We start from the raw sequence: 25,176 nt of genomic DNA, 5'->3' as shown, positions 1-25,176 counted from the left end.
TTCCCGGACCGTCCCGCATCCCCGGCGGCGTCGATCAGCCCCGCCGCTCACCCCGGTCCGACCCCACCCATACGCCTGAAGCCGACGGTCGGCCCTACCGCTCATTCCCAGCCATCATCGCGAGACTATCGCGCAGAATCACAGACGTTCCCCACCCGATCCGGATACCTGGCGCTTGCAATCAGCCCCACCGCGCTTCACAGCCCAGCCTGAGCCCCATCCGTGAAGTCGCCGATCAGCCCTACCACCGATCCCGATCTGACTCCGCCAACACACCCGGCATAGGCGATAAGCCCCACCGCTCACCCCAATTCGACCCCACTCACACACCTGAAAGCGACGGTCGGCCCCAGCGCTCATTCCCAGCCATCATCGCGAGACTATCGCGCAGAATCACCGACAGCGCAGACGTTCTCCGCCCGATCCGCATACCGCGCGCAGGCGACCAGCCCGGCCGCTCACCCCAATCCAACTCCACCCACATACCTGAAGTTGGCGATCAACGCCACGGCTCTTCCCTATCCGAGCGCGCCCGAATATCGGACGCGGGAGCGGCATCCGACGGCGCACCGGTCTCCCTGATTCGCGAGACCATCCTGCGGCCGCTGTCCATCCGCGCGGTTCATCAGCTGCGAACCGTCGGGCTGCACGCCCTGCTGGCCCTCCCCCCGGCCGATCTTCCCGGGTTCTTCGACGCCTTCTTCGAACTGCCGCCTGCTCACCAGCGCGCCTACCTGTCCGGCCGGGACGACCTCCCGGGCACAACCGCCGCCATGGCCGCACTCTTCCGCGCCCTCCCCTGGCGGATGCGCCGAATTCTGGGCACGGCCACGGTCGGTTCGATCCCGGCTCTCCTCGGGCGCGGGCATTCCCGGTGAATTCGGCCTGACGCTGCATTTTTCCGCATCGAAACTCTGGTTTCCGACAATTCGGCCCGAAGAATGCAGCCGGAGGCCGGTTCTCCCACACCGACCCGCCAGCACGCCCACGACTCACCGGGCATCAGCGCACCGAACAGCCCCTGCGTGCCGGCTCCACCCCACCACCCGGCCTATCGCTGCATTTTCCCGCCCCGAGACTCTGGTTCCCGAGGATTCCGCCCGAAGAATGCAGCGGGAGGCCGGTTCTCCGAGCCGCTCCCCGCGATGCCGACCCGGCACCACGCCCATGACCCGGTCTCAGGGCACGGCCGCCGCGCTGCACTCGGCGAGCAGACTGCACCCCACAACCCGGCCTATCGCTGCATTCTGTCGCCTCGATCAGCCGGTACTGGACGAATAGGGCCACCGAATGTAGCGATAGGCCGGGATTACGCGACCACGCGGCTTCTTCAGTCGAACTGCACCCGCTTGATCGGCCCCATGAGAGCCAGAGCGGCAAGGGCGAGCAGACCGTGGGCGGCGACGAACCATATGGCGGCGCTGAACGAACCGTTCGCTGTACAAGGTATCCGGTGACGATCGGCGTGACGATGCCCGCGATATTGGCCAGGCCGTTCATCGCGAAGCCGGCAGCCTGCGGCGGCGCCATCTCGGTGGTGATCGCCCAGCCCAGCGCGCCCATTCCCTTGCCGAAGAAGGCCGCCGACCACGTTCCAACGGCCGCTTTCCTTCATGACAAACACCTGTAACGATTCACAGCTCGCACATAAAGTTCCCCCAGCGAACGCCAACACGGACCAGGCACAGTCAAGTGTCGTTGCGCTGGAACTCACCGGGGTGCGGCCGAATATCCCCTGCGATGGAAGGCGGTTGGCGAATCGATGGCCCGATTCTCGAACGGTGAATCGACTTTCTCCCGCCTGGCTCGACTCTTCGAGGCGCTGGGCCCGGGCACCACGACGGTCACGCTCACCGAGCTGTCCCAGCGCACCGGCATCTCCCTGCCGGCGGTGTCGCGGATGGTCGCCGAGCTCGTCGAGCGCGGCTGGCTGCAACGCGACCCGCAGGGCGGATTCGGCATGGGCTTCCACATCTGGGAGTTGGTGGATCGAGGTGCGCCGATGCGCGACTTACGCACTGCCGCACAGCCGTTCATGAGCGAGGTGCATACCAGAGTTGGGCACAACACGTACCTGAGCGTGCGGCAGGGTGGAGATGTGCTGTTCGTCGAGCAGTTGGCCGCGCCGGGGGCGGTGCGCACGGTGGCCGGCCGCGCGGACCGCCTGCCGTTACACGCCTCGGCCCCCGGCCTGGTGCTACTGGCGCACGCCCCGATTCCGGTGCAGGAGACGGTGCTGACCAGGCCGATGGCTGCCCTCACCACCGCAACCGTCACCGACCCGAAGGCGCTGCGTTCGATGCTGAGCGATATCCGCAGAATCGGCGCGGTCAGCTGCACCGGCTTCGTCGACCCCGAGACGACCTCCATCGCCGTGCCCTTACGCAGCCCCGACACCCGCGTCGTCGGCGCTCTCTCCGTGGTCATCCCCCAATCCGAGGCGAGCCGCCGCGTGGTGCCCCTACTCCAACGAGCCGCCGTTCGCATAGGGCGAGAACTGGCCCAGCAGCGCCACCACGCCGAGCAAACCAACGAGGACCACCCCAACAGCCAGCAGGTAAACGGTAACCACCCGAGTCCGAGTCACAACGGCACCGCCTCGAATGGCGGCCAAGCCCCCCATGCCCATCGCAATGAGCTGGTTCCGCCGTACTCGCCTCTTTTCAACTGAGGCCTCCCGGCACCCGCTCTAGACGGCCACCCTCAGCGGTGCGGCGGTAGCGGCGAGTACCTCCTCGACGGTGACGCCGGGCGCAGTCTCCACCAGTTCCAAACCGTCGGGGGTCACATCCAGCACCGCTATATCCGTGATGATGCGCTGCACGCAGTGCTTGCCGGTGAGCGGCAGCGTGCATTCGGACAGGATCTTGGGCTGCCCCTTGCGAGTACGGTGCTCCATCATCACGATCACCCGGCGCGCGCCGTGCACCAGGTCCATCGCGCCGCCCATACCTTTGACCATCTGGCCCGGAATCATCCAATTGGCCAGGTCGCCCGCGGCGCTGACCTGCATGGCGCCCAGAATCGCCACATCGACGCGACCGCCGCGGATCATGCCGAACGAGGCCGCGGAGTCGAAGAAGGACGCGCCGGGAACGACGGTGATCGTCTCCTTGCCCGCGTTGATCAGTTCGGGATCGACATCCTCATCGAACGGATAGGGGCCGACGCCGAGCACGCCGTTCTCCGAGTGCAGCACGACCGTGATGTGCTCGGGCAGATAGTTGGGCACCAGCGTCGGCATGCCGATGCCGAGGTTCACGTATTCGCCGTCGTGCAACTCCCGCGCGACGCGGGCGGCCAGTTCATCGCGGGTCAGTCCGGTCTGCACCGGATCCAGGGAACTCTGAGTCATTCTCGCACCGTTCGGTTTTCGATACCCACCTGCACCGGGCCCACGGGGACGACACGATGCACGTGAATGCCAGGGGTATGGATGGATTCGGGATCCAGCTCGCCGGGTTCGACGAGATGTTCCACCTGGGCGATGGTGATCCGGCCGGACGCGGCGGCGGGGGGATTGAAGTTGCGCGCGCTGCGGCGGTACACGAGGTTGCCGTGCCGGTCGCCCTTCCAGGCGTGAACCAGCGCGTAATCTGCGACGATTCCACGCTCGAGTACGTAGGTCATGCCGTCGAAGTCGCGGGTCTCCTTCGGCGGGGTGGCGACCGCGATACCGCCGGAACCGTCGTACCGCAGCGGTAGGCCCCCCTCGGCGACCTGGGTGCCGACCCCTGCGGGGGTGAAGAAGGCCGGGATACCGGCGCCGCCGGCGCGCAGCCGCTCGGCCAGGGTGCCCTGCGGAGTCAGTTCCACCTCCAGCTCACCGGCCAGGTACTGCCGCGCGAACTCCTTGTTCGAGCCGACGTAGGAGCTGATCGTGCGGCGAATGCGGTGTGCGGCGAGCAATACACCCAGGCCGAATCCGTCGGTGCCGCAGTTGTTGCTCACCACCTCGAGATCCTTGGCGCCCTGCCGCAGCAGCGCATCGATGAGTATCTCGGGGACTCCGACAAGACCGAATCCACCGACCGCGAGGGTGGCGCCGTCGGGCACATCGGCCACCGCCGCCTCGGGCGAAGAAATCACTTTGTCCAGCACGCGGTCCACAGTACCGCGAAGCGTACGTATTGTGAACAGGTATCCGCATGGTGAACATTTCCACCCGCCGGATGTTGCCTGGAGCACAGTCACTGGCATATCGTGTTCACATAGCGTGCAGTCGTCCACATACCGAACACGAGATACCGAACAGGAGGTCGTGATGGTTCATCTACCTCCGGGCTATCGACGGCCGGACAGCGTCGAGGCCACGCCCACCGACTTCCCCGATTACCGGACCACAGCGCTGCGCTCCCCGCGCCGCCCGCTGGCGGTGCTGCCGAACCGGCTCACCGAACTCACCGGCCCGGTGTTCGGTGAGGATCGCGTGCAGCCCGGCGATGCCGATCTCACCCTGGCCAACGGCGGCGAGGCGCAGGGGCAGCGGATCGTCGTGCACGGGCGGGTGGTGGACACCGACGGCGAGCCCATCCCCAATACCCTCCTCGAGGTATGGCAGGCCAATGCCGCCGGCCGCTACCGCCACACTGTCGACAACTGGCCCGCCCCTCTGGACCCGTATTTCAACGGTGCCGGCCGCTGCGTCACCGACGCCGACGGTCACTACAGCTTCACCACGATCAGGCCCGGCGCCTACCCCTGGCGCAATCACGACAACGCCTGGCGGCCCGCGCACATCCACTTCTCACTGTTCGGCCGCAGTTTCACCCAGCGGCTGGTCACCCAGATGTACTTCCCGGACGACCCGCTGTTCTTCCAGGATCCGATCTACAACTCCGCACCCGCCGGGGTCCGCCACCGCATGGTGAGCGTGTACGACCACGAGGCCACCACCGACCACTGGGCACTGGGTTTCCGCTGGGACATCGTGCTGCGCGGGCGCGAGGCCACTCCGTTCGAAACCGAGGACGACGACGATGACGAGTAGCGCCGCCCGCACGACCTTCACCTATCCGGTCGCTCCCGGCGATTTCATCACCGCGACCTTCGGCCCGACTCCGTCGCAGACCGTCGGGCCGTACTGGCATATCGGACTGCCCTGGGAGGATGGCCCCGCCGCCGCGCCAGAGGGCGCGCCCGGCCGCATCACCGTTCGCGTGACAGTATTCGACGGCGCGCGCGAGCCGGTCACCGACGTCATGGTGGAGACTTGGCAGGCCGACGCGGAGGGCCGTTTCGCCCATCCGGGCGACCCGCGCGGCGCGATACCGCCGGTTCCGGAGGGTTTCCGCGGATTCGCCCGCGCGGCAGGCGATTCCACCGGCACCGCGATCATCCACACGGTCAAGCCGGGCCCGCTCCCCGCCGAACGGGATCGCGTCGAGGCCCCGCACATCGACGTCTCGATCTTCGCCCGCGGCATGCTCGATCGTGCGGTCACGCGGCTGTACTTCCCGGAAGACGCCGACGCGCACACCGCCGACCCGTTGCTCTCCGCACTCCCGGAGTCCCAGCGCCACAAACTGATCGCCGAACGCACCGACGACGGCTACGCGCTCGCCGTCTACCTCCAAGACAGCGACCCCGACGGCGTCGAAACCCCGTTCTTCCAGGTGTGAGGAGGTGTGATGCGGCTCAACACTGGAGGGCGAGGCACGCATGAATGAGCAGCGCCGCACGCGCGGCGAGCTGTTCGATCCGACCTTCGGGGCAGTGCCTGCCGCCGAGGCAGTGTCGGATCGTGCGTTGGTTGCGGCGTTGCTGGAAGTCGAGGCGGCACTGGCCGTCGCGGCCGCCGAACATGGCGTGATCCCCAGCGATCAGGCCGCGACGATAGCCTCGACCGCCCAATCCCTGTCCGACGACATCGATCTCACCGCCCTGGGCACCGCATCGGTCGCCGGCGGCAATCCGGTGATCCCGCTGGTGCGACTGCTGCGCGAACGTTGCGTCGCAGCGGGGATACCCGCGGCGTCCGTCCACACGGGGGCCACGAGTCAGGACATCGTGGACACCGCGCTCATGCTGGTCGCCGGGCGGGCAGGCCGGGTGATCGTGGCCGACGCCCGCGCGTCCGCCGACGCCGCCGCGGCCCTGGCCCGTACGCATCGCGACACACTCATGGTCGCCCGCACGCTCGGGCAGCAGGCCCTGCCCTCGACCTTCGGGCTGCTGGCCACCAACTGGTTCACCGCCCTGGATGCCGCCGCCGACCGGCTCGAATCAGTCCTGACCGCCCTCCCGGTCCAATTCGGCGGCGCGGCGGGCACCTTGGCCGCGCTGCACCCCCACGGCCTGGCGATCGCCGACACCCTCGCGGACGAACTGGGCCTGGCCAGGCGCGCCATCCCCTGGCACACCGACCGCACCCCGATCGCCGAATTGGCCTGCGCGCTGGGCATTCTCGCCGGTGCGGTGTCGAAACCGGCCGTCGATATCGTGGCGATGTCGGCGATCGAACTCGGCGAGGTCAGCGAGGCCTCCCCGGGCGGCTCCTCGGCCATGCCGCACAAGCGCAATCCGGTCGCCGCGATCACCGCACGCGCGGCGGCCATGCGCGTCCCCGGACTCGTGTCGACGGCCCTGTCCACGATGGACCACGAATTCATGCGCGCCGCGGGCGGCTGGCACGCCGAATGGGAAACCCTCACAGACCTGCTGCGCCTCACCGGCGGCGCCACGCACCGCTTAGCCGAGAGCCTGCGCAGCCTGCGCGTGCATCCGGAGGCCTTACGGCACAACCTCGATCGCACCGGCGGCCAGCTGATGGCCGAACGAGTCACCGTCGCCCTCGCCGAACACACCGACGACGCCCGCGCCATCGTCACCGCCGCCGCGACCTCGGGCAAACCCCTCGCCGACGACGAGACGATCGCGACCTACCTGAGCCCCGACCAACTACACGACCTACTCGACCCGGCCAACTACACAGGCCACGCCACCGACCTGATCGACCGCGCCCTGGCCGCCCGCAACACAGGAGACCAGCCATGAGGACTGCATCTCTCCCAGCACCCACCGCCCCGGCCACCACCGCAGACCGACTACACGACGCGCAGCAGACGATCGCCACTCCAGCCCAACCGACCGCCGAAATACACACCAGCCACACAACCCGCGACAGACAGTCGTCTCTCGAGCCCGACCGATCACCCGAAGTGCACTGGACCACGAGGGGCGCCCGACACGGTCGGCCGTCGTCTGGACAACGGGGACGTCCGAGACCAGCCATCAGGACGGCATCCGTCACGGCCCGCGATCTTCCGACCACCGCCGGACAGCGGGCTACGGCCACGGGGATGAGGAATCAACCCGGCACTCGGAGTATTCGTGTCGGCTACGAGACCCCTTCTGTCTCCGGGGCGTTCGCGGTCGCCCCGGGGCGGCGCACTACGCCAGGCCGACCCAGCGCAGAGGCCGGGATGACGGTCGGCGCACGGGCCGACACCTTGTCCACTCCGACTGCGAGAGGCCAGCGATGACAGTCGAACTCGCATATCTCGAATACGGAGACAGCGGTAGTCCCGTCGTGGTGTTCATTGGATCCATCGGTTCCGATGCCACGATGTGGGGGCCGCAGGCTCATGTTTTGGCCGAGCGGTTTCGGGTGATCTGTGTGGATCATCGAGGGCATGGGAAGTCGCCGGTCGTGCCAGGGCCGTACAGTATGGCCGATCTCGGTGGTGATGTGGTGGCACTGCTGAATCGGCTCGGGGTTGGCCGAGTGCATCTCGTGGGACTTTCGCTCGGGGGTGCGGTCGCGCAATGGATTGCGGCGCATCATGCTTCGCGTGTACGTACGCTGACGCTGCTGTGTACCTCGCCCGCGTTCACACCCGCCCGGGGATGGATAGATCGGGCGGAGATCGTTCGTACGCAGGGGCTTTCGTCGATCGCCGAGCAGATCGTGGAGCGCTGGTTCACACCGGGGCTGGCCGAGCGTGATCCGGAGCTCGTCCGGCGCCACCTCGAGATGGTTCGCGGTATCTCCGACGAGGGGTATGCGGGATGCTGTGAGGCCCTGGCAGGCTGGGACGGCCGGGCCGATCTGGTCCGGATCGTCGCGCCCACCCTGGCGATCGCCGGGGAGCAGGATCCCGCTACTCCCCCGGCCACAGTCAGCACGATCGCCGAGGGGATCGCCGACGCACGACTCGAGGTGCTCGACCCGGGCGCACATCTGGTCAGCGTCGAGCAGGCGGGTCCGGTCACTGTCCTGATCGCCCGGCATATCGTCGGCGGCACAGCGGATCACGCGACCGAGCACACCACCGCGTCCGCGGAAACACCAGCCGCACCGACATCGTCGGCCACGGCCGCACTCGCCGAACCGACCTCCACAGCACGCACCTCGACCACACTCGCCGAACCGACCGCGCACCTGACTGCCGAACGCACCGCCGCACATGCCGCCGGAATGCTGGTCCGCCGTTCGGTGCTAGGTGACGCGCACGTGGACCGCTCGGTCGCCGCGGCGACCGAATTCACCGCCCCCTTCCAGGATTTCATCACCCGCACCGCCTGGGGCGATGTCTGGAACCGGCCGGGCATGGATCATCACACCCGACGGTTGCTGACCCTCGCGATCCTCACCGCGCTCGCCAACGAGCACGAGTTGGATATGCACATTCGCGCGGCCCTGCGCGCGGGGATGGACCCCGCCGAACTGGTGGAAGTATTCCTGCACACCGCGGTCTACGCGGGGGTGCCCAAGAGCAACCGGGCCTTCGCCCTCGGACAGCAGGCCCTGGCCGATCTCCACGACCACAACGAGGGGGAATCATGACCGAAGCTCAACACCCCGGTAACAGTGACGAATTGGTGCGTATCGATCCTCCGGTGGAGGTGGTGGGCCCCTCCTCGGACTACGTCCAATCGCTCGCCCGCGGGCTGGCCGTGATCCGAGCCTTCGACGCCGACCATCCGCGCCGCACGCTCAGCGATGTCGCCCGGCACACCGAACTCACCCGTGCCACCGCGCGCCGATTCCTGCTGACGCTGGCCGAACTCGGGTACGTGCGCACCGACGGCTCGGTGTTCTGGCTGACCCCGCGCGTGCTCGAACTCGGCTACAGCTATCTGTCCAGCCTGTCGCTGCCCGAACTGGCCGGGCCGCATCTCGAGGCGCTGGCGGAGAAGGTGCGCGAATCGTCGTCGGTGTCGATCCTGGACAACGGCGACGTGGTCTACGTTGCCCGAGTTCCGGTGCGGCGCATCATGACCGTGTCGATCAATATCGGTACCCGCTTCCCGGCATACGCCACCTCCATGGGCCGCGTGATGCTGGCCGGACTGCCGCCGCAAGAGCTCGACGGCTACCTCGAGCGCGTACATCTGTCCGCGCTCACCGAACGTACGCTGCTCACCCCGCGCCAATTGCGCACCGAACTCGACCGGGTGCGCGAGGCCGGGTACAGCATCGTCGACCAGGAACTCGAGGCCGGCCTGCGTTCCCTGGCCGCGCCGATCCGCGACGAGACCGGAGCGGTCGTCGCGGCTGTCAATATTTCCACCCAGTCCGCCCGCTATACCGCCGCACAGGTCGAGGCCGACCTCGTGCCGGCGGTGTGCGCCACCGCCGAGGCGATCAGCGCGGACTTGGCCCGCACCCGATCGCAATCCCTCACACACTCTGGACGGTCCCATGCCTGACGTCGTCATCTGCGAACCGCTGCGCACTCCGATCGGCCGCTTCGGCGGCGTATTCCGCGATATTCCGCCGGAGACGCTCGCCGCCACGGTGATCACCGAAATCCTCTCTCGTACCGGCATTTCCGGTGCCGACGTGGACGACGTGATCCTCGGCCAAGCCGGCCCGAACGGCGAGGCGCCGGCGATCGGCCGTGTGGCCGCGCTCGATGCGGGCCTGGGCATCGAGGTGCCCGGCCAGCAGATCGACCGCCGCTGCGGCTCCGGCCTGCAGGCCGTGATCACCGCCGTGGGCCAGGTACAGTCCGGCGGCAGCGATCTTGTACTCGCCGGCGGCGTGGAGAGCATGAGCCGGGCCGAGTTCTACACCACCGGAATCCGTTACGGCGTCAAGGGTGACGACGCTGGTCTGGTGGATCGGCTCGCCCGCGCCCGTATCACGGCCGGCGGACGTGATTTCCCGGTCCCGGGCGGGATGATCGAGACCGCGGAGAACCTGCGCGCCGAATTCGGCATCGGTCGCGCCGATCAGGACGCGCTGGCCGTGCAGTCGCACCGCCGCGCGGTGGCCGCGCAGCGCAACGGCGTCTTCGCACAGGAGATCGTCCCGGTCCCCGTACCCCAGCGCCGTGCCGACCCGGTGCTGGTCGGCACCGACGAGCACCCCCGCGCGGACACCACGCTCGATGCCCTGTCAAAGCTGAAACCCGTTCGCGCACGCCTGGATCCCGAATCCACCGTGACCGCGGGCAATGCCAGCGGACAGAACGACGGCGCGGCGCTGTGCGTCGTCACCACCGCCGACAAGGCCCGTGCTCTCGGATTGAAACCCCTTGCGCGCCTGGTGAGTTGGTCCGCGGCCGGAGTTCCGCCCCGCACCATGGGCATCGGCCCGGTCCCCGCCTCCGCACGCGCCCTGGCCCGCGCCGGGCTGAAACTCGACGATATGGGCCTCATCGAGCTCAACGAGGCCTTCGCCGCGCAGGCCCTCGCGGTCATCCGAAGCTGGGGCCTGCAGGCCGATGATCCCCGCCTGAACCCGAACGGTTCGGGTATCTCGCTCGGCCACCCGGTCGGCGCGACAGGCGCCCGCATCCTCGCCACACTCCTGCGCGAAATGGACCGCCGAGAGGTCCGGTACGGACTGGAGACGATGTGCATCGGGGGCGGCCAGGGTCTGGCTGCCGTCTTCGAGCGCATCGCCTGACCACCGCCACGACATCGACCGAGGAGTCTGAACAATGCGTTGCAGAGTCGCGATCGTCGGCGCGGGCCCGGCGGGGCTGCTGCTGGCCCATCTGCTGGATGCCGCCGGCATCGAGTCGGTCCTGATCGAACGCCAGAGTGCCGAGCATGTGGCCTCGCGCATCCGCGCCGGAATCCTGGAATCGGGCACGGTCGATCTGCTGCGCCGCGCCGGGCTCGGGGACCGCCTCGACGAGGAGGGGATGGAGCACCGGGGCATCTACCTCCAGTGGCCGGGCGAGCGGCATCACCTGGACTTCGTGAATCTGGCTGGACGTTCGGTGTGGGTGTACGGGCAGACCGAGGTGACCAAGGACCTCATGGCCGCGCGCAGGCGGGCCGAACAGGCCGCGTACTACAACGCGAGCGACGTCGAGGTGCACGACGCCGACACCGAGCGGCCCTCCGTGACGTTCATCGATGAGGCCGGCGACGCACAGCGCATCAAGGCCGAGATCGTCGCCGGCTGCGACGGCTATCACGGCCCGAGCAAACAGGCGGTCCCGCAGGCGGTCCGGCACACCTGGGAGCGCAACTACCCGTTCGCCTGGCTGGGCATCCTGGCCGATGTCGCGCCGTCTTCGAACGAGCTGATCTACGCCTGGCATCCCGACGGCTTCGCCCTGCACAGTATGCGCTCGCACTCCGTCGGCCGGTTCTATCTGCAGGTCGCCCCCGACGAGGACATCGCCGAATGGAGCGACGATCGCATCTGGCACAACCTGGCCACCCGCTTCGCGCTGGACGGCTGGAAGCTCGATACCGGCACGATCACCGAGAAGAGCGTGCTGCCGATGCGCAGTTTCGTCACCACGCCGATGCGGCGCGGCCGCCTGTTCCTGGCCGGTGACGCCGCCCATATCGTGCCGCCGACGGGTGCGAAGGGCCTGAACCTCGCGGTCGCCGACGTGGCGCTGCTCTCACGCGCGATCGCGGACCTGCTGCTGCGCAAGGACTCCCGCGCCGCCGACGCCTACTGCGAGACGGCACTGAACCGCGTCTGGCGCTGCACCCACTTCTCCTGGTGGATGACCACCATGCTGCACCGCCACGGCGACGACTTCGACGCCGAACTGCAACTTTCGCAGCTCCGCCGCATCGTCGACTCCCCCTCCGCCGCAACCGAACTCGCCCAGAACTACGCGGGCCTACCGATCCCGCTCTCGACCCTGGACTGATGCAGCTCACCGAGCCCCTGCTCGGTGACCGCATGCACACCCGATCCCGGGCGCCTGTCCAACGCCGCGCAGACACCCGACCGCCCCAGGCGGGCTCAGTCCCCGCCTGGGGCAACCCATGGACCTCGGAAATTCAACACGCCCCCGAAGTCAGCGCCGCCGAGTATCGGCAGACGACGGTGACCACTCCGAGTCAGGCCAGCGCGTGCCAGGCGTGGGTCAGCGCGCGCCGGAAGTCTTCCGCCTGTTCCGGGGTGAGCCCGCCCGTCATACGACGCTCCACCTCGCCCACATTCTCCGCGACATCGTCGAGCAGTTTCCGGCCCGTCGGGGACAGGTGGATCAGCAGCTCCCGGCGATTGCGCGGATTGCGCTCACGCACGACCAGATCCTGCCGCTCCAGCACGCGCACCAGATCAGCGGTCGACTGGGCGGTGACGAACGAGTCCCGCGCCAGCTGCGCCGCAGGCAGCCCGTCATGCCGGTCGAGCACCGTCAGCGCGGTGTATTGCACGGTGGTGATGCCATACGGACGCAGCACCTCGTCCAGTCGCGCCCGCACGGCGAGTTCCACCCGCTTGACCGCGTACAGCACCGACGTGTGAGCGGTCGCGGGCGCTCGACCATCGCTCTTCGGCATCGCCATGCGCACTCCCGCTCTCCTATGACCACTGCGGGCACCGGCCCGCATCACGATCACAGAATAGACCATTGACAGGATTCCTGATGATGATGGATAGTGGCAGTCGTCACCAAATTCAACAGGATTCCTGTCAATAAACGACAGACCGATCCGCGGTGACATGGGGCCAATATCGTGCTTCCGGAAGGTAACTCCATGGATCTCACCGGCAATGTCGCCATCGTGACCGGCAGCGGCCAGGGCCTGGGCCTCGCCTACGCCAAGGCCCTCGCGGCCGCGGGTGCGGCGGTCGTGGTGAACGATGTCGTCGCGGACAATGCCGAGAAGGCCGCCGCCGATATCGCCGAGGCGGGCGGGCGCGCGATCGCCGTCCCGGTCGCGGTCGGCACCGCCGACGCCGCTCAGACCCTCGTCTCACGGGCGGTCGAGGAGTTCGGCCGCTTGGACACGGTCGTCACCAACGCCGGAATCCTGCGTGACAAGGTGCTGTGGAATATGGCGGACGAGGATTTCGACGCCGTCATCCACGTCCATTTGCGCGGCACCTTCACCTGCGTACGCGAGGCCGTCAGGCATTTCCGCGAGGCCGGCCACGGCGGCCGGGTCGTGCTTGCCGGATCACCCGCCGGGCAGCGCGGTAACTTCGGCCAGACCAATTACGCCGCGGCCAAGGCCGGAATCGCCGCCATGGCACGCACCTGGGCGATGGAATGCGCCCGGGCCGGCGTCACCGTCAACGCGATCATTCCGAACGCGGCCACCGCGATGACCGAGACGATTCCCTTCCTCGCGCCGTATGTGGAGGGTTTGAAAAAAGGTGGGCCGTTCCCCTCGGTCGTGCGCCGCGCCGCGTCGTTCGGCACCCCCGAGGACGTCGCCGGCCTCGTGGTCTTTCTCGCCTCACCGGCCTCGGACGGAATCACCGGACAGTGCATCGGCATCGGCGGCGATCGCCTGTCGCTGTGGTCGCATCCGACCGAGATCAGCAGCGCATTCCACGATGGCGGGTGGAGTGCGGACGACATCGCCGAGGCCTTCACCTCGACGGTCGGCGAGAGACCGGAGACCTACGGCATCCCGCTGCCGAATATCCCTACCACACAGCATAAGTCGGCATAGTCGGGCAGGGTAAACACAATGAGCCTGGATCTGGACAACCTCGTCGCCATCGATGTGCACACGCACGCCGAAACCGATGGCTGCGGCCACTATTCGCTCCCCGACGACCTGCGGGCCGGCGCCGAGAAATACTTCGGCGCGCAATCCGGCCCGCCGACGCTCGACCAGATGGCCGACTACTACCGCGAACGCCGCATGGCCGCGGTCGTGTTCACCGTCGACGCCGAGGCCGCGCTGGGCCATCGCCGCCTGAGCAACGACGACATCGCCGACGCGGCCGCCCGGCACAGCGATGTGCTCATTCCCTTCGCCAGCATCGATCCCGCGAAGGGCAAAACCGCTCTGACGGAGGCGCGACGCCTGGTCACCGAGCACGGCGTGCGGGGTTTCAAATTCCATCCGAGCGTGCAGGCGTTCTGGCCCGACGACCACAGCGTCTATCCGCTCTACGAGGTGATCAGCGAACTCGGCGTCCCGGCGCTGTTCCATTCCGGCCAGACCGGAATCGGATCCGGGCTGCGCGGCGGCGGCGGTATCCGGCTGAAGTATTCCAACCCTCTGGCCCTGGACGATGTGGCGGTCGACTTTCCCGACCTGACGATCATCATCGCCCACCCGTCGTTCCCCTGGCAGGACGAGGCGCTGGCCGTCGCCACGCACAAGCCGAACGTGTACATCGACCTGTCCGGGTGGTCCCCGAAATACTTCCCGCCGCAACTGGTTCGCTACGCCAACACTCTGCTCAAGCGAAAGGTGTTGTTCGGCACCGATTTTCCACTGCTGTCTCCGGACCGGTGGATGAAGGACTTCGACATCCTCGACATCAAGGACGAGGTGCGTCCTTTGATACTGCGAGAGAACGCGATTGCGGCCCTGGGGTTGAGATGATCGATGCCGGACTGGGCTCCTGGCCGGCGCGGCGAGCCAGGATGGAACCCGGAGCCATCGCCCTGGTCCAGGGCGAGCGACGAATCGACTACGGAACCCTGGCCGCCCGCGTCGACGCGCTCGCCGCAGCCCTCGCCGACCTCGGAATCGGCCGCGGAGATCGAGTCGCCTATCTGGGCCCGAACGATATCGCCACATTCGAAACACTCTTCGCAGCAACTCATCTCGGCGCGATATTCGTCGGGCTCAATACCCGGCTCACCGCCGCGGAGATCGCCCATATGCTCACCGACTGCGAGCCGAGCGTGCTCGTACTGGCTCCCGACACCCGGGCGACGGGAGCGGACGCCGCTGCGCGCACAACGCATCCACCTCGGCTGATCCATCTGCGAGACCGCACGGCCGACACCACTCCTGTCACCCTTGTCGACCCCGCAGCTTCCGGCGGCGCTCACCCGATGGTCGCACCGAGCACACCCCACAGCCTCGACACCTCCGACTACGAACACATCCTCGCCGCACACGCCGGGACCACCCCGCCCGCGACGAGTGTCGCCCTGGACGATCCCGCCATCATCCTCTACACCTCCGGCACCACCGGAAACCCCAAGGGCGCCATCCTCACTCACGGCAATATCACATGGAACACCCTGGGCCAGTTCGCTCACTTCAGCCTCGGCCGCACCGACGTCAGCCTCTGCTCGGCCCCCCTGTTCCACGTGCTGGGCCTGGGCCAGATCACCCTGCCCACCCTCTACGCCGGCGGAACCGTCGTCGTCGTACCGAAATTCGACGCCCGCGAATTCCTCACGATCGTGCAGCGCGAACGGGCCACCGCCTTCCCGCTCGCACCGACCATGCTGCAGATGCTGTGCGAGCTGCCCGAATGGGATTCCGCCGACATCTCCAGCGTGCGCTGCGTGGCGTACGGCGGCTCACCGGTAATCGAGCGGGTCGCCCGTGCCTGGCTCGCACGCGGCATCCAGGTATTGCAGGGCTACGGCATGACAGAGGCCTCGCCCGGGGTGTTCATGGCCCTGGAGTACGGCGCGGCCGCACATCCGGTCTCGCCGGGCGTGCCGCATTTCTTCACCGAGACCGCGCTGCTCACCGAGGACGGCACGATCCTCGAAGGCCCCGGCACGGGTGAGCTGCTGGTCAAGGGCCCGCACGTCTTCGCCGGATACTGGAATCAACCCGAGGCCACCGATCGGGCGTTCGTCGAGGGCTGGCTGCGCACCGGCGATATCGTGCGCATCGACCCCGACGGCTGGGCCCATATCGTGGACCGGGTCAAGGACATGATCATCTCCGGCGGCGAGAACATCTACCCGGCCGAGGTGGAGGCCGCGATCACCCGCACCGAGGACGTCGCCGACTGCGCGGTCGTGGCCGTACCCGACCAGAAGTGGGGCGAGGTGGGCCTGGCCTTCCTCGTCGCCCGGCCGGGCCACACCCCGGAGCCGGAATCACTACGCGCACAACTGAAAACGAGTCTCGCGCACTACAAGATCCCCAAACACTATGTGCTGTGCGACAGCCTGCCGCGCAACGCCACCGGAAAGATCCAGCGCCTGCCGCTGCGGGACGAGGCGCGACGCCACCTCGGACTGTGATCCCCTCCCGCCCCGCACTATTCGAACCGACAGAAAGACAGACATCGTGACAACCACCGTCGAACGTCCCTCGGATCTGCTGGAGCTGGTCGGCGCCGACCTCGGCAACAGCGACTGGCTCGAGATCCCGCAGAGCGATATCGACATGTTCGCCAAGGCCACACACGACGAGCAGTGGATCCACGTCGACCCGGAACGCGCCCGATCCGGCCCGTTCGGCGGCACTATCGCGCACGGCTATCTCACGCTTTCCCTCCTGATTCCACTGTGGTCGCAGATCCTGGTGATCCACAATCGAGGCATGGCCATCAACTATGGCCTCGACAAGGTTCGCTTCCCGGATCCGGTGCCTGCCGGGGCCAAGGTCCGTCTCAATGCCCGTCTGGCCGAGGTGAAGGATCTCGGCGACGGTGCGGTGCAGGTCGCCGTCGACGCGACCATGGAGCGCGAGGGCTCGGCCAAACCCGTCTGCGTCGCCCGCATGGTGCACCGCTACTTCCCCGAATCATGAACTGCCGCAATACCCAGGAGTAACCGATGAGCCCCAGCACCGTCATCATCCGCAACCAGTGGTACGTCGCCGCGTACGGCGAGGAGATCACCGGGGAGCTGTTCGCCCGGACGATTTGCAATGAGCCGCTGGTGATCTACCGTGCCGAGGACGGGGAGGTGGTGGCGCTGTCGGACCGCTGCATCCACCGACGATTTCCACTGTCCAAGTCGCGCTTGATCTCCGGGGACCGGATCGTCTGCGGCTACCACGGGTTCACCTACGACCGGGAGGGTACGTGCGTGGCCGTCCCCGCGCAGACCCGCATCCCCAAGGGGGCGCGCGTGGCGTCCTACCCTGTGGTGGAACAGGATTCGCTGGTGTGGGTGTGGATCGGCGATCGCGAGCTCGCGGATGCCTCGGCGATTCCGCGCGCGCCCTGGCTCGCCCAGGAGGGCTGGGCCAGCGTGCGCGGACTCGAGAAGATCGAGGGACGGCATTCGCTGCTGATGGACAATCTCATGGACCTGTCCCACGAAACCTATTTGCACGGTGGCTATATCGGCACCCCGGAGGTCGCCGACACCCCGATCACCACCGAGGTCGACGAGGCCGCGGGCGTGGTGCGGGTGAGCCGCCACATGGACGATGCGGAATGCCCGCCGTTCTATGCCAATTCGACCGGCATGTCCGGACGAATCACGCGCTGGCAGGACATCGAGTATCAGCCGCCGTGCCTGTACCGGCTGCACAGCCGAGTCGCGCCGCAGGGGCACTATCCCGCCGAGGGTTATGTGCCCGGCCACGATGCCGACGATGATCCGGGTGCGTTCCACACCGAGATCGTCTACGCGCTCACCCCCGAGACCGACCACTCGGTGCACGACTTCTGGATGGTCGCAAGGGATTTCGCGATCGACGATCCCGAGGTCGCCGAGTACCTGCACACGAACAACCGCACCGTGGTCCTACAGGACGTGGATGCGCTGACCCTCGTCGAACGGGTGATCACCGAGGAGGAGCGGGTAGGCGGCACGGTCACCGAGCGCTCGATCAACATCGACACCGGCGCCCTGGCGGCCCGTCGGATGATGAAACTGCTGGCCCGCGCCCAAGGCGACGAGATGGCCGACACCCCGGCCCGAGTATGACCGGCAGCTACCGCGTCGAATGGTATCCCGGCACCGACAACCTGCTCGGCGTCTGCCATTGCGGCGCAACCCATATCGCCAACGAGCCGATCGAGATATGGGATTGGCTCCTGGCCCACCCCGACGGGCATCGTACGGACACCCGCATGCCGCAAACCCCGCCCCGGGTCAGCGCTGTGGTCTGAGCGCTCACGCTCGTCCCGCACGCGAATGGGTGGCCACCCGGACCGCCGAGTTCAGCGCGCCCTGCCCGCGGTCCGGCATTCGGGCCGCGACCTGTTCCTGGAGATACCGCAGCGAGCGGTGCACGTCGGCGGCGGTCCGGCCGGACCTCCAGCGACCACGGCCCGCCGTAGCCGGCGGCATGCACGTGTGCGCGGAACGCGGGGAGGTCGAAGGTGACCTGCGCACCCGGATCAGGCGGCGCTGGCGATGTGCCGGGCCGAATCTCCGATGACCGCGGATTCCGTGCCGATCAGCTTGGTCAGGAACTCCTCCTGACGGCGGCGACCGGCACGGGCCGCACGCTGCGCGCCGCCGGGTAGCCGAACCGCGAGGCTCCGGACGAGGTTGACCGGCAGCCGCAGCAGCGGATACCACGGCAGCACGTGCGGGGGCAGCCCGAGGTGGCGCATACCCGACGAGCCCAGGAACATCGCGGCGATGGACAGATGCTGGGATCGCGCGATGCGGCCGCGCAACCGGGGAAAATTCGGGTAGTGCCAGTTCAACGGATCGTCGGCCATGGGGATGGCGAGCTGTCGGGTGGTCTCATCGGGATTGGTGATCGCGGTCATGCAGTGGTACAGCACGCGCACCGAATCGCGAAAATCGTTGGGCAGGAATCGGTCCTCGACGCCGATCAACCAGCCGACGTACCGGGCCAGATGCGCGGCGGCGGCCAGGTCGCGGGGCGGAACGAGCAGGCCCATCCCCAGGCTGCCGAGGAACGGGGCGATCAGCGCGCCCACGAGTGTGGCGGCCATATCGGTCTGATTGATCGGCAGTCCCCACTCCTGCGCCTGCCAGTCCGGCAGCTGCGCGACATGCCGGCGCACCAGCCCATGGATCAGCCGCACGTGGATGGTGGCGTGATACCCGCGGCCCAGCGGCGCCATCCCGTCGTCGGAGGTGACGTCCAGCGCCCACTGGAGGGTTTCGGCGAATCGCTTGCCCGGCCCCTTCTCCAACGCCCCGGTGCGCAGCAGCGTCTTGTTGAACCCCGAGGCCAGATACCCGCCGAGGAACGACACGTCCCGGGCGACGTAGAGCCCGTCGCTGCCGCCCTGCCGGAACACCATCTCCGCGCGCGCGAGCTGTTCGCGGTCCAGCCACGGCGGCGGTGTCTCGACGCGAACAAAGAACGCGCGCAACGGTTCCGGCGCCTCGGGCACGGTGTCGATGCCGTGCGCCAACGCCTGCTCGAACAGCGGCCGCGTGCGGTCCATCCCCTCGGCGTACATCCAGTCGACCAACTCGTCCATCGGCGCGTCGCCGACGACCAGCGCCTCCCCCAGCTCCCGCCACTGCGCCGGGGACGGCTTGCCCAAACCCAGCATCAGAGCGACGGGGCGCAGCCCGGGAACCGCGCGCGGAGCGTCGGGATGTCGGCGAGGAACACTCACCGTCTCGTCACGAGATGCAGCCATGCATCAAAAGTAGAGAACTTGTTACTCAACGTCAAGATGCATCAAATTCCGATGCCTTGTTGCATGACGTGCCATAGGTCGAGCGCCGCGCGTCTCAGCCGAACGCTGCAGCGAGATCCTCTCTCCGTCCGGTCAATTCGCCCCCGGCCATCGCCTGGTCGACCGTCAGCATGCCCGAAGCCAAGCCCAGCACGACCGCGGGATCACCGCGGAACACGGTGTCGGGCTCGGCATCTCCGCACAGTTCGACGCGCGCGCCGGTCTCGTCGACGCGCACGGTCACGATCGTGTCGTCGACCGCAAGGCCGACCGTGGCCGATTCCTGGAATCGCCTGTGCTGCAACAACGAATCCACCGCGACCACCAGCCAATGCCCGCGAAAGGCGTCGCCTCGCGGACCCGTGATCATCAGCGGAGTGCTCCAATTCACGAGGGCGCCGACGGCGCCTCGCAGTTCGACGCCCCACGGTGTGAGCATGTATGCGACGCCGTTGCTCTCGGTGTCGAGCATGCGCTGGACGACGCCTGCCTCCTCCAACTCCCGCAGGCGCTGGGCTAGCAGGTTGGTGGCGATACCGGGCAGCCCGGCCAGCAGCTCACTGTAGCGAGCCGGGCCGACCAGCAACTCGCGCACGATCAGCAGGCTCCAGCGCCCGCCGACGACATCCAGCGCCCGGGCCAGGCCGCAGTATTGACCATAGGACCGCTTCGGCATCGTTCTCCTCGGTCCGTGCTTGACTTTCTCACTACTACTTGAGCATAAATCACACCGCCTCTGCGGTGACGGTGACGCCTCAACCGCGAAGTGCAGCGTTCGGCCGATGCCCGCAACACCATGTCGTACACGGCTTGACTTTCTCAAGCTAATCGCATAATTATTAGTGATCTGGGTAACAGTCCCAGTCTCCCTGGGGGTGGGGTTCGTTCGTCACTCGCCCGCAGCAGCAGTCGAACCGAACACGAAGGAGCGCACTATGGTCAATGAAACCCGTTCGAACACACTGGATTCCGTCCTCGCCTACCACCGGGCGTGGACGAGCGGCGATATCGACGCGGCCATGGAGCACGTCGCCGACGACATCGTCTGCCGAGCGCCCGGCGCCGAACTGAAGGGCAAGGACGCCTACCGCGGATTCCTGGGCGCATTCGCGCCTACACTGACCGGCCTCACCGACGTCTCGGCCTTCGGCGACGACGACCACGTCGTCCTGTTCTACTACCCGCATACCGCGATCACCAGCGACTCCCCCACCGCCGAACACTTCACGATCCGCGACGGCAAGATCGCCGAGAGCCTGCTGGTCTTCGACCGCATGTCCTTCCTGCCTCCCCAGGCGTAGTCCGCCAACCCCCGCGCCCCGCCGGACGGTCATTTCCCGCCTTCGGCGAGGTCGCGCAGGTCGGTGCCACATCGGTCCGCATAGCAGCGCCAGCCCTGGGCCGCCCGTCGATAACGGACCGGCCATCGGCCGACCTCCGGACACTGTTCACGGATCAGCCGTGCGGATAACCGAAGGTATTGCTTTGGTGAGCCGGGTTACCGATATTGCCGATATTCGCGCCCCGGGCGTCCACCACGACATTTCGGGCATACTCGAAGTCCGGGTCATCGATCGCTTTCGTGATGTTCTGCGCGATGTCGTACATCGCTGTGACATCGCCGCTCACCAGAACAGAATTCGACGCACCGGCGGTTTCGATGATCAATGCGTACAACTTGTTCTTTTTGTTCACGAAGGCACGGATCAACCGGAAGGTACCCACGGCGAACACAATCAGAAAGGTCACCCATCCGAGGCCTGAGCCGAACACCAAGCCCAGGACGGCAGACAGGATTACACCGCCTATCAGGATCTTCAGGTAGTCGCGTATCGGTGTCGTCTTGGGTGGCACAACCTCCCGCGGGCCGACCCTGGCAATATTCTGCAGCGGATACGCGTCGTCGCCGATCCAGAGCACCCGCCGGCTGATTCTGACCCCGACGATCGTGCCCGCGTCATTGTTGGACATTGCGATGCCTCCCCTGCCTCGTTGTGGACTCGGACGACGCCGGTGGAACACCGAACGTGTTGTTCTGCCACGTGTGGTCACCGATATTGCCGATATTCGCCCCGCGCGCATCTACCGCATATTTGCCCGCCTGGACTCCTGCGGAACCGGACAGCTCGAGCAACCGCCGCGCCGCGGCGAGGATTTGCTCGTCACGATCGGCGCCCGCCTCGGCCAACAACTTGGCCAGCGGCAGTTGCCATGTGCGCGAGTCTGTCTCGTACTGGGACAACACCAAGCCCGCAGGGGCATTCGCACCGAACCTGCGCACCACCATGGCCTTCAAACCGCGGTACGCGTCCGCGACCGCGGTCGAGGCGCCCTCGCCCACTCCCTTCGCAGCACCCGTCGCCAGCGCCGTCACAATTATCGTTACCGGATCCACCCCGCCAACCCTCTCCCATTCTGATTACCCCCGGCTGTCCCAGGAGATCGCGACTACTGAACCAAAGCCGCAATCATTCAGCAAGGGGTACAGGCAACAATAATCATCGGTCTCATATAATCGTCCATCTGCGCCGCCAGAATGCTTCCGTCCGAGGATATTACGAGCCGATCGGCGATACGCCCGCCGATCGATGGGCCGACCTCATTGTCGGCCAACATACTTCGCACGTCACGAATGGTTTCGCCGAGCACACGCGCAGCAGCGATACCGGGCGTCGAGCGAATATTGCACATTGTTGAATCAGGTCAACCCGGCCGCATTTGTCCGGTGTTAGCGAAACCAGCATCCGATCATGGGACATCTCCGGACGTCCAGGGAGCTGGACAGTTACGCGGTGGGAGATTCGGCTTCGTCAGGTGGCCCGTCCGGCGGGGGTTCAGCGAACCCAGCTTTCATCGCGGCGAGATAGTCCGATACCGCCGTGCAGTCGCCCGCATCGGAGATCAGCGCGATGTAGCCGTCGGGACGGATCAGTACAAAGGTGTTCTCGGTTGCGCCGTAGGCATCGGCGAGATGGCTCTTGGTGTCGGCGATATCGTTGGGGCCGGACGGTTGTGCGACGACATGGAGCGTATCGAGGCCGGAGACAGAGCCCGCGCCGCCGAAGTTCAGCAGCGTGAAGCGCCCGCCGCGCGTCAGATCGAACAACCGGCGTTCGCCGTCGACCGTCGTCAGGTGGGTCGAGTCAGGGGCTCGGTCGCCGGCGCGCAGGTGGGCGGTGTCGTCGCGGTCGTCGCGGGCCAGGACAGAGCCGCGATAGTTGACGTCGAGCTGTAGCGTGCTCGCATCGCGCCGGGTGGAGATGCCCTTCTGCTCGAGCACCTGCCCGAGGCGTGCGTTCGAGAACGCGAGCACGCCGGCGGCGATCGGACGCCGTTCGGCTTCGTAGGTGTCCAGCAGCGCCGGTGCGGCGCCCTGCGCGACGGCCGCGAGCTTCCAGCCGAGGTTGTGCGCGTCTTGGATGCCGGTGTTCATCCCCTGGCCACCGGCGGGCGAGTGGATGTGGGCCGCGTCGCCGGCAAGGAATACGTGACCCTCGCGATACCGGTCGGCGAGCCGAATGTTGGCGCGCCACAACGACAACCACTCAGGCTCGTGCAGGCGGACATCCGTGCGGCCGGTACACCCGTCCAGGATCGCCTGCATGTTCGCCAGGCCGAGATCGGGGTTGCCTCCCGGCTCGATGGTCGCCTGGTATTGGAACAGGTCGGTGGAGGGCAGTGGACAGAGGGTGACGGGGCCCTCCGGGCGGCGCCACATGTGCCAGGCATCGCGATCGAGGCCGTCGACCGCGAGATCGGCGACGATCATCCGCACCTCCTCGCGGGTCTCGCCGACGAAGGCGATACCGGCCTGCTTGCGCACGATGCTGTGACCGCCGTCGCAGCCGACCAGCCAGCGTGCGGCGACCGTCTCGGCCTCGCCGTCCTTGACGATCACCGCCGACACACCGTCGTCCGACTGCTCGAAGCTGGTGAGCACGGCGCCGAACTCGACCGTCCCTCCGAGATCCGTCAGCAGCAGCCTGAGTGCCTCTTCGGTCCGCCATTCGGGAGTGATCAGGCTCGTCGTGTAGGGGATGTCGGGCCGATTCCGCAACGACTCGGGCTCCTCGCCCCCGAGGGTCACCCGGCCATCGGGGGCGATCGACCGCAACGGCATCGCCAACCGGCCGTTGGCGAGAACCCGATCGATGATGCCGAGATCCTCGAATATCTCGAGGGTCCGCGGCTGGATTCCCTTGCCGCGCGAGCCGGGCTGCGGGCCGGGCGACGCCTCGATCAGACGGAAGGCGACGCCGCGCCGGGCAAGCTCGCAAGCCAGCGTCAACCCGGTCGGACCAGCGCCGACGATCAGAACCGCCGGCGCTTGCGGCGACTTCGTTGCTGTCTCTGCCATCGTTCATTCCTCGGTTAAGAAAGTAATCTCTTTCTAATTAGGCTAGGCCTGGTTGCCGAGAAAGGAAAGTCTTTCTACCGTGGGATGGTGGTCACAGAGTCATCCGCCCCCGCCCGCCGCCGCCGACACGGCGAGCAGCTCGAATCCGCGCTGCTCATCGCGACCTGGGATGAGCTGGTCGAGGTCGGATATGCCCGCCTGACGATGGGATCGATCGCCGCACGGGCCCGCACCAGCGAACCCGTCCTGTACCGTCGCTGGGACAACAAGGATCAGCTCGTGCTGGCCGCGATCGAGCACCACCGCAAGGCCAACCCGATCGCCACCCCCGACACCGGCACCCTGCGCGGCGACCTCCTGGCGCAACTGACGACCGTGAGCGAAGCCCTAGCGGGCCTCTACATCATCGCCGTAGCCACCGCTTTCTCGGGTCTGCTGGCCGGCACCGGCCTCACCCCCGCCCAGGCCCGCGACAAAATCATGGCCGCCCAGCAACTCCCACCGGTCCGAACCATCTACCAACGAGCACACGATCGCGGCGAGATCGACCTCGACGACATCCCCTCGGTCGTCCTAGATATGCCCTTCGACCTGGTCCGACACGATCTGCTCATGGACTTCGAGCCCCCGAAACCCGCCCGCATCCAGTCGATCGTCGACGACCTTTTCCTTCCCCTCCTGCAGCACTTCCGGTCATCACCCGGGGGCGCGATGCCCCTGGGCGGCGCGCGCCGCGCCGAGTAAAATCAAGACTGGTTGGTTCTCTTCAAGTTCGATACCCGTCAGGTGCAGTCTCTCGACCGGGGAGGTTGTCGACATGAGAACACGGTATTTCGTTGCGGCAGTAGCAACGGCGGGCGGAGTCGCCGCCGCCCTGCTCACGGGCGGCCCAGCGAACGGTCAACCGCCGCCGGGTCCGGGACAATCCTGTCCGATAGAGGGCGCGACGAGCAGAGACTACAGCGGCCGAATGATGTGGTGTGCCCCCACGATGACCGGCGATCACGATCTGGTCTGGCAATACTCGCCCGATAATCTTCCGTCCTGAGCCGAGTAGGCCCGGCCGCCCACCAAGGGCGACCGGGCCGTCGACTCCGGGAGACTCCGGGAATTAGGCGCTTCCGGTCCAGGGCATACCGCCGCCCCACCC

General features: G+C 67.2%; 25 protein-coding genes. 17 read left to right on the top strand and 8 right to left on the bottom strand.

The annotated features are described in order from the left end of the window. Window positions 1-1,453 precede the first annotated feature (1,453 nt). Together JZ791_RS35990 and JZ791_RS35985 are read left to right on the top strand one after the other, a co-directional pair. A complete protein-coding gene (locus tag JZ791_RS35990; protein WP_216901082.1) occupies window positions 1,454-1,630 on the top strand; it encodes a hypothetical protein in 177 nt (58 codons plus the stop codon). Window positions 1,631-1,762: 132 nt separating this feature from the next. Beyond that, window positions 1,763-2,671, top strand: coding sequence for an IclR family transcriptional regulator (locus JZ791_RS35985; RefSeq protein ID WP_216901080.1), 909 nt, complete (start codon window positions 1,763-1,765; stop codon window positions 2,669-2,671). An 18-nt stretch (window positions 2,672-2,689) separates the two neighbouring features. Here JZ791_RS35985 and JZ791_RS35980 read toward each other — a convergent pair whose 3' ends face one another. Beyond that, on the bottom strand, window positions 2,690-3,355 hold the full coding sequence (locus JZ791_RS35980) for a CoA transferase subunit B (protein WP_216901078.1): 666 nt from the start codon (window positions 3,353-3,355) through the stop codon (window positions 2,690-2,692). Beyond that, complete coding sequence (locus JZ791_RS35975; RefSeq protein ID WP_438804591.1) at window positions 3,352-4,101, bottom strand: CoA transferase subunit A; 750 nt, start codon at window positions 4,099-4,101, stop codon at window positions 3,352-3,354. The genes JZ791_RS35980 and JZ791_RS35975 overlap by 4 nt, the downstream gene beginning before the upstream one ends. Window positions 4,102-4,264: 163 nt before the next feature. Here JZ791_RS35975 and pcaH point away from each other — a divergent pair, with 163 nt between their 5' ends. From pcaH to JZ791_RS35935, 7 genes are all read left to right on the top strand, one after another. Further along, window positions 4,265-4,990, top strand: coding sequence for a protocatechuate 3,4-dioxygenase subunit beta (gene pcaH, locus JZ791_RS35970; RefSeq protein ID WP_216901076.1), 726 nt, complete (start codon window positions 4,265-4,267; stop codon window positions 4,988-4,990). Beyond that, window positions 4,980-5,621, top strand: coding sequence for a protocatechuate 3,4-dioxygenase subunit alpha (pcaG, locus tag JZ791_RS35965; RefSeq protein WP_216901074.1), 642 nt, complete (start codon window positions 4,980-4,982; stop codon window positions 5,619-5,621). Before pcaH ends, pcaG begins: the two co-directional genes overlap by 11 nt. A gap of 40 nt (window positions 5,622-5,661) precedes the next feature. Next, window positions 5,662-6,996 carry a 3-carboxy-cis,cis-muconate cycloisomerase gene (gene pcaB / locus JZ791_RS35960; RefSeq protein WP_216901072.1) on the top strand — a complete coding sequence of 445 codons (1,335 nt, stop codon included), beginning with the start codon at window positions 5,662-5,664 and terminating at the stop codon, window positions 6,994-6,996. 484 nt (window positions 6,997-7,480) lie between these two features. Continuing rightward, entirely contained in the window at window positions 7,481-8,788 is a 1,308-nt protein-coding gene (pcaDC, locus tag JZ791_RS45565; protein ID WP_254206899.1) for a bifunctional 3-oxoadipate enol-lactonase/4-carboxymuconolactone decarboxylase PcaDC, read from the top strand. Further along, on the top strand, window positions 8,785-9,654 hold the full coding sequence (locus JZ791_RS35945) for an IclR family transcriptional regulator domain-containing protein (RefSeq protein ID WP_216901070.1): 870 nt from the start codon (window positions 8,785-8,787) through the stop codon (window positions 9,652-9,654). The genes pcaDC and JZ791_RS35945 overlap by 4 nt, the downstream gene beginning before the upstream one ends. Then, window positions 9,647-10,858, top strand: a complete 1,212-nt coding sequence (locus JZ791_RS35940) for an acetyl-CoA C-acetyltransferase (protein WP_216901068.1) — start codon at window positions 9,647-9,649, stop codon at window positions 10,856-10,858. Before JZ791_RS35945 ends, JZ791_RS35940 begins: the two co-directional genes overlap by 8 nt. A gap of 34 nt (window positions 10,859-10,892) precedes the next feature. Then, window positions 10,893-12,074 (top strand): 4-hydroxybenzoate 3-monooxygenase, encoded by a 1,182-nt coding sequence (locus JZ791_RS35935; RefSeq protein WP_216901066.1) that lies wholly within the window; start codon window positions 10,893-10,895, stop codon window positions 12,072-12,074. A gap of 193 nt (window positions 12,075-12,267) precedes the next feature. Here JZ791_RS35935 and JZ791_RS35930 read toward each other — a convergent pair whose 3' ends face one another. After that, window positions 12,268-12,720: a MarR family winged helix-turn-helix transcriptional regulator gene (locus JZ791_RS35930; RefSeq protein ID WP_216901065.1), complete on the bottom strand. Its 453-nt coding sequence runs from the start codon at window positions 12,718-12,720 to the stop codon at window positions 12,268-12,270. 192 nt (window positions 12,721-12,912) lie between these two features. On the opposite strand from JZ791_RS35930, the gene JZ791_RS35925 reads away from it, so the two are divergent. The 6 genes from JZ791_RS35925 to JZ791_RS35900 are packed head-to-tail and all read left to right on the top strand — an operon-like array spanning window position 12,913 to window position 18,166. Then, the gene (locus tag JZ791_RS35925; RefSeq protein ID WP_216901063.1) at window positions 12,913-13,836 is read left to right on the top strand and encodes an SDR family oxidoreductase; all 924 of its coding nucleotides are present in this window, start codon (window positions 12,913-12,915) and stop codon (window positions 13,834-13,836) included. Window positions 13,837-13,854: 18 nt separating this feature from the next. Then, entirely contained in the window at window positions 13,855-14,724 is an 870-nt protein-coding gene (locus tag JZ791_RS35920; protein ID WP_216901061.1) for an amidohydrolase family protein, read from the top strand. Then, complete coding sequence (locus JZ791_RS35915) at window positions 14,721-16,340, top strand: acyl-CoA synthetase (protein WP_216901059.1); 1,620 nt, start codon at window positions 14,721-14,723, stop codon at window positions 16,338-16,340. Before JZ791_RS35920 ends, JZ791_RS35915 begins: the two co-directional genes overlap by 4 nt. Before the next feature lie 46 nt (window positions 16,341-16,386). After that, entirely contained in the window at window positions 16,387-16,851 is a 465-nt protein-coding gene (locus tag JZ791_RS35910; RefSeq protein ID WP_308163287.1) for a MaoC family dehydratase, read from the top strand. Window positions 16,852-16,877: 26 nt separating this feature from the next. Beyond that, complete coding sequence (locus tag JZ791_RS35905) at window positions 16,878-17,981, top strand: Rieske 2Fe-2S domain-containing protein (protein WP_216901055.1); 1,104 nt, start codon at window positions 16,878-16,880, stop codon at window positions 17,979-17,981. Further along, window positions 17,978-18,166 carry a hypothetical protein gene (locus tag JZ791_RS35900; protein WP_216901053.1) on the top strand — a complete coding sequence of 63 codons (189 nt, stop codon included), beginning with the start codon at window positions 17,978-17,980 and terminating at the stop codon, window positions 18,164-18,166. Before JZ791_RS35905 ends, JZ791_RS35900 begins: the two co-directional genes overlap by 4 nt. A 231-nt stretch (window positions 18,167-18,397) precedes the next feature. On the opposite strand, the gene JZ791_RS35895 is transcribed toward JZ791_RS35900, so the two are convergent. Then, window positions 18,398-19,630 carry an oxygenase MpaB family protein gene (locus tag JZ791_RS35895; RefSeq protein ID WP_216901051.1) on the bottom strand — a complete coding sequence of 411 codons (1,233 nt, stop codon included), beginning with the start codon at window positions 19,628-19,630 and terminating at the stop codon, window positions 18,398-18,400. A 94-nt stretch (window positions 19,631-19,724) separates the two neighbouring features. After that, window positions 19,725-20,345 carry a winged helix-turn-helix transcriptional regulator gene (locus tag JZ791_RS35890; RefSeq protein WP_216901050.1) on the bottom strand — a complete coding sequence of 207 codons (621 nt, stop codon included), beginning with the start codon at window positions 20,343-20,345 and terminating at the stop codon, window positions 19,725-19,727. 259 nt (window positions 20,346-20,604) lie between these two features. On the opposite strand from JZ791_RS35890, the gene JZ791_RS35885 reads away from it, so the two are divergent. Then, a complete protein-coding gene (locus JZ791_RS35885) occupies window positions 20,605-20,970 on the top strand; it encodes a nuclear transport factor 2 family protein (RefSeq protein ID WP_216901049.1) in 366 nt (121 codons plus the stop codon). Window positions 20,971-21,124: 154 nt separating this feature from the next. On the opposite strand, the gene JZ791_RS35880 is transcribed toward JZ791_RS35885, so the two are convergent. From JZ791_RS35880 to JZ791_RS35870, 3 genes are all read right to left on the bottom strand, one after another. After that, window positions 21,125-21,640: a DUF6232 family protein gene (locus JZ791_RS35880; RefSeq protein WP_216901048.1), complete on the bottom strand. Its 516-nt coding sequence runs from the start codon at window positions 21,638-21,640 to the stop codon at window positions 21,125-21,127. After that, complete coding sequence (locus JZ791_RS35875; protein WP_216901047.1) at window positions 21,627-22,064, bottom strand: Het-E N-terminal domain-containing protein; 438 nt, start codon at window positions 22,062-22,064, stop codon at window positions 21,627-21,629. Before JZ791_RS35875 ends, JZ791_RS35880 begins: the two co-directional genes overlap by 14 nt. A 390-nt stretch (window positions 22,065-22,454) precedes the next feature. Next, entirely contained in the window at window positions 22,455-24,026 is a 1,572-nt protein-coding gene (locus tag JZ791_RS35870) for an FAD-dependent oxidoreductase (RefSeq protein WP_216901046.1), read from the bottom strand. 84 nt (window positions 24,027-24,110) lie between these two features. On the opposite strand from JZ791_RS35870, the gene JZ791_RS35865 reads away from it, so the two are divergent. Then, the gene (locus JZ791_RS35865; protein ID WP_216901045.1) at window positions 24,111-24,770 is read left to right on the top strand and encodes a TetR/AcrR family transcriptional regulator; all 660 of its coding nucleotides are present in this window, start codon (window positions 24,111-24,113) and stop codon (window positions 24,768-24,770) included. The last annotated feature ends 406 nt before the right edge of the window (window positions 24,771-25,176 follow it).

The organism is Nocardia alni, from assembly GCF_019038435.1.
Taxonomy (GTDB): Bacteria; Actinomycetota; Actinomycetes; order Mycobacteriales; family Mycobacteriaceae; genus Nocardia; species Nocardia alni.
The sequence above is the reverse complement of the archived record's forward strand: the minus strand, read 5'-3'. Positions and strand labels throughout refer to the sequence as shown.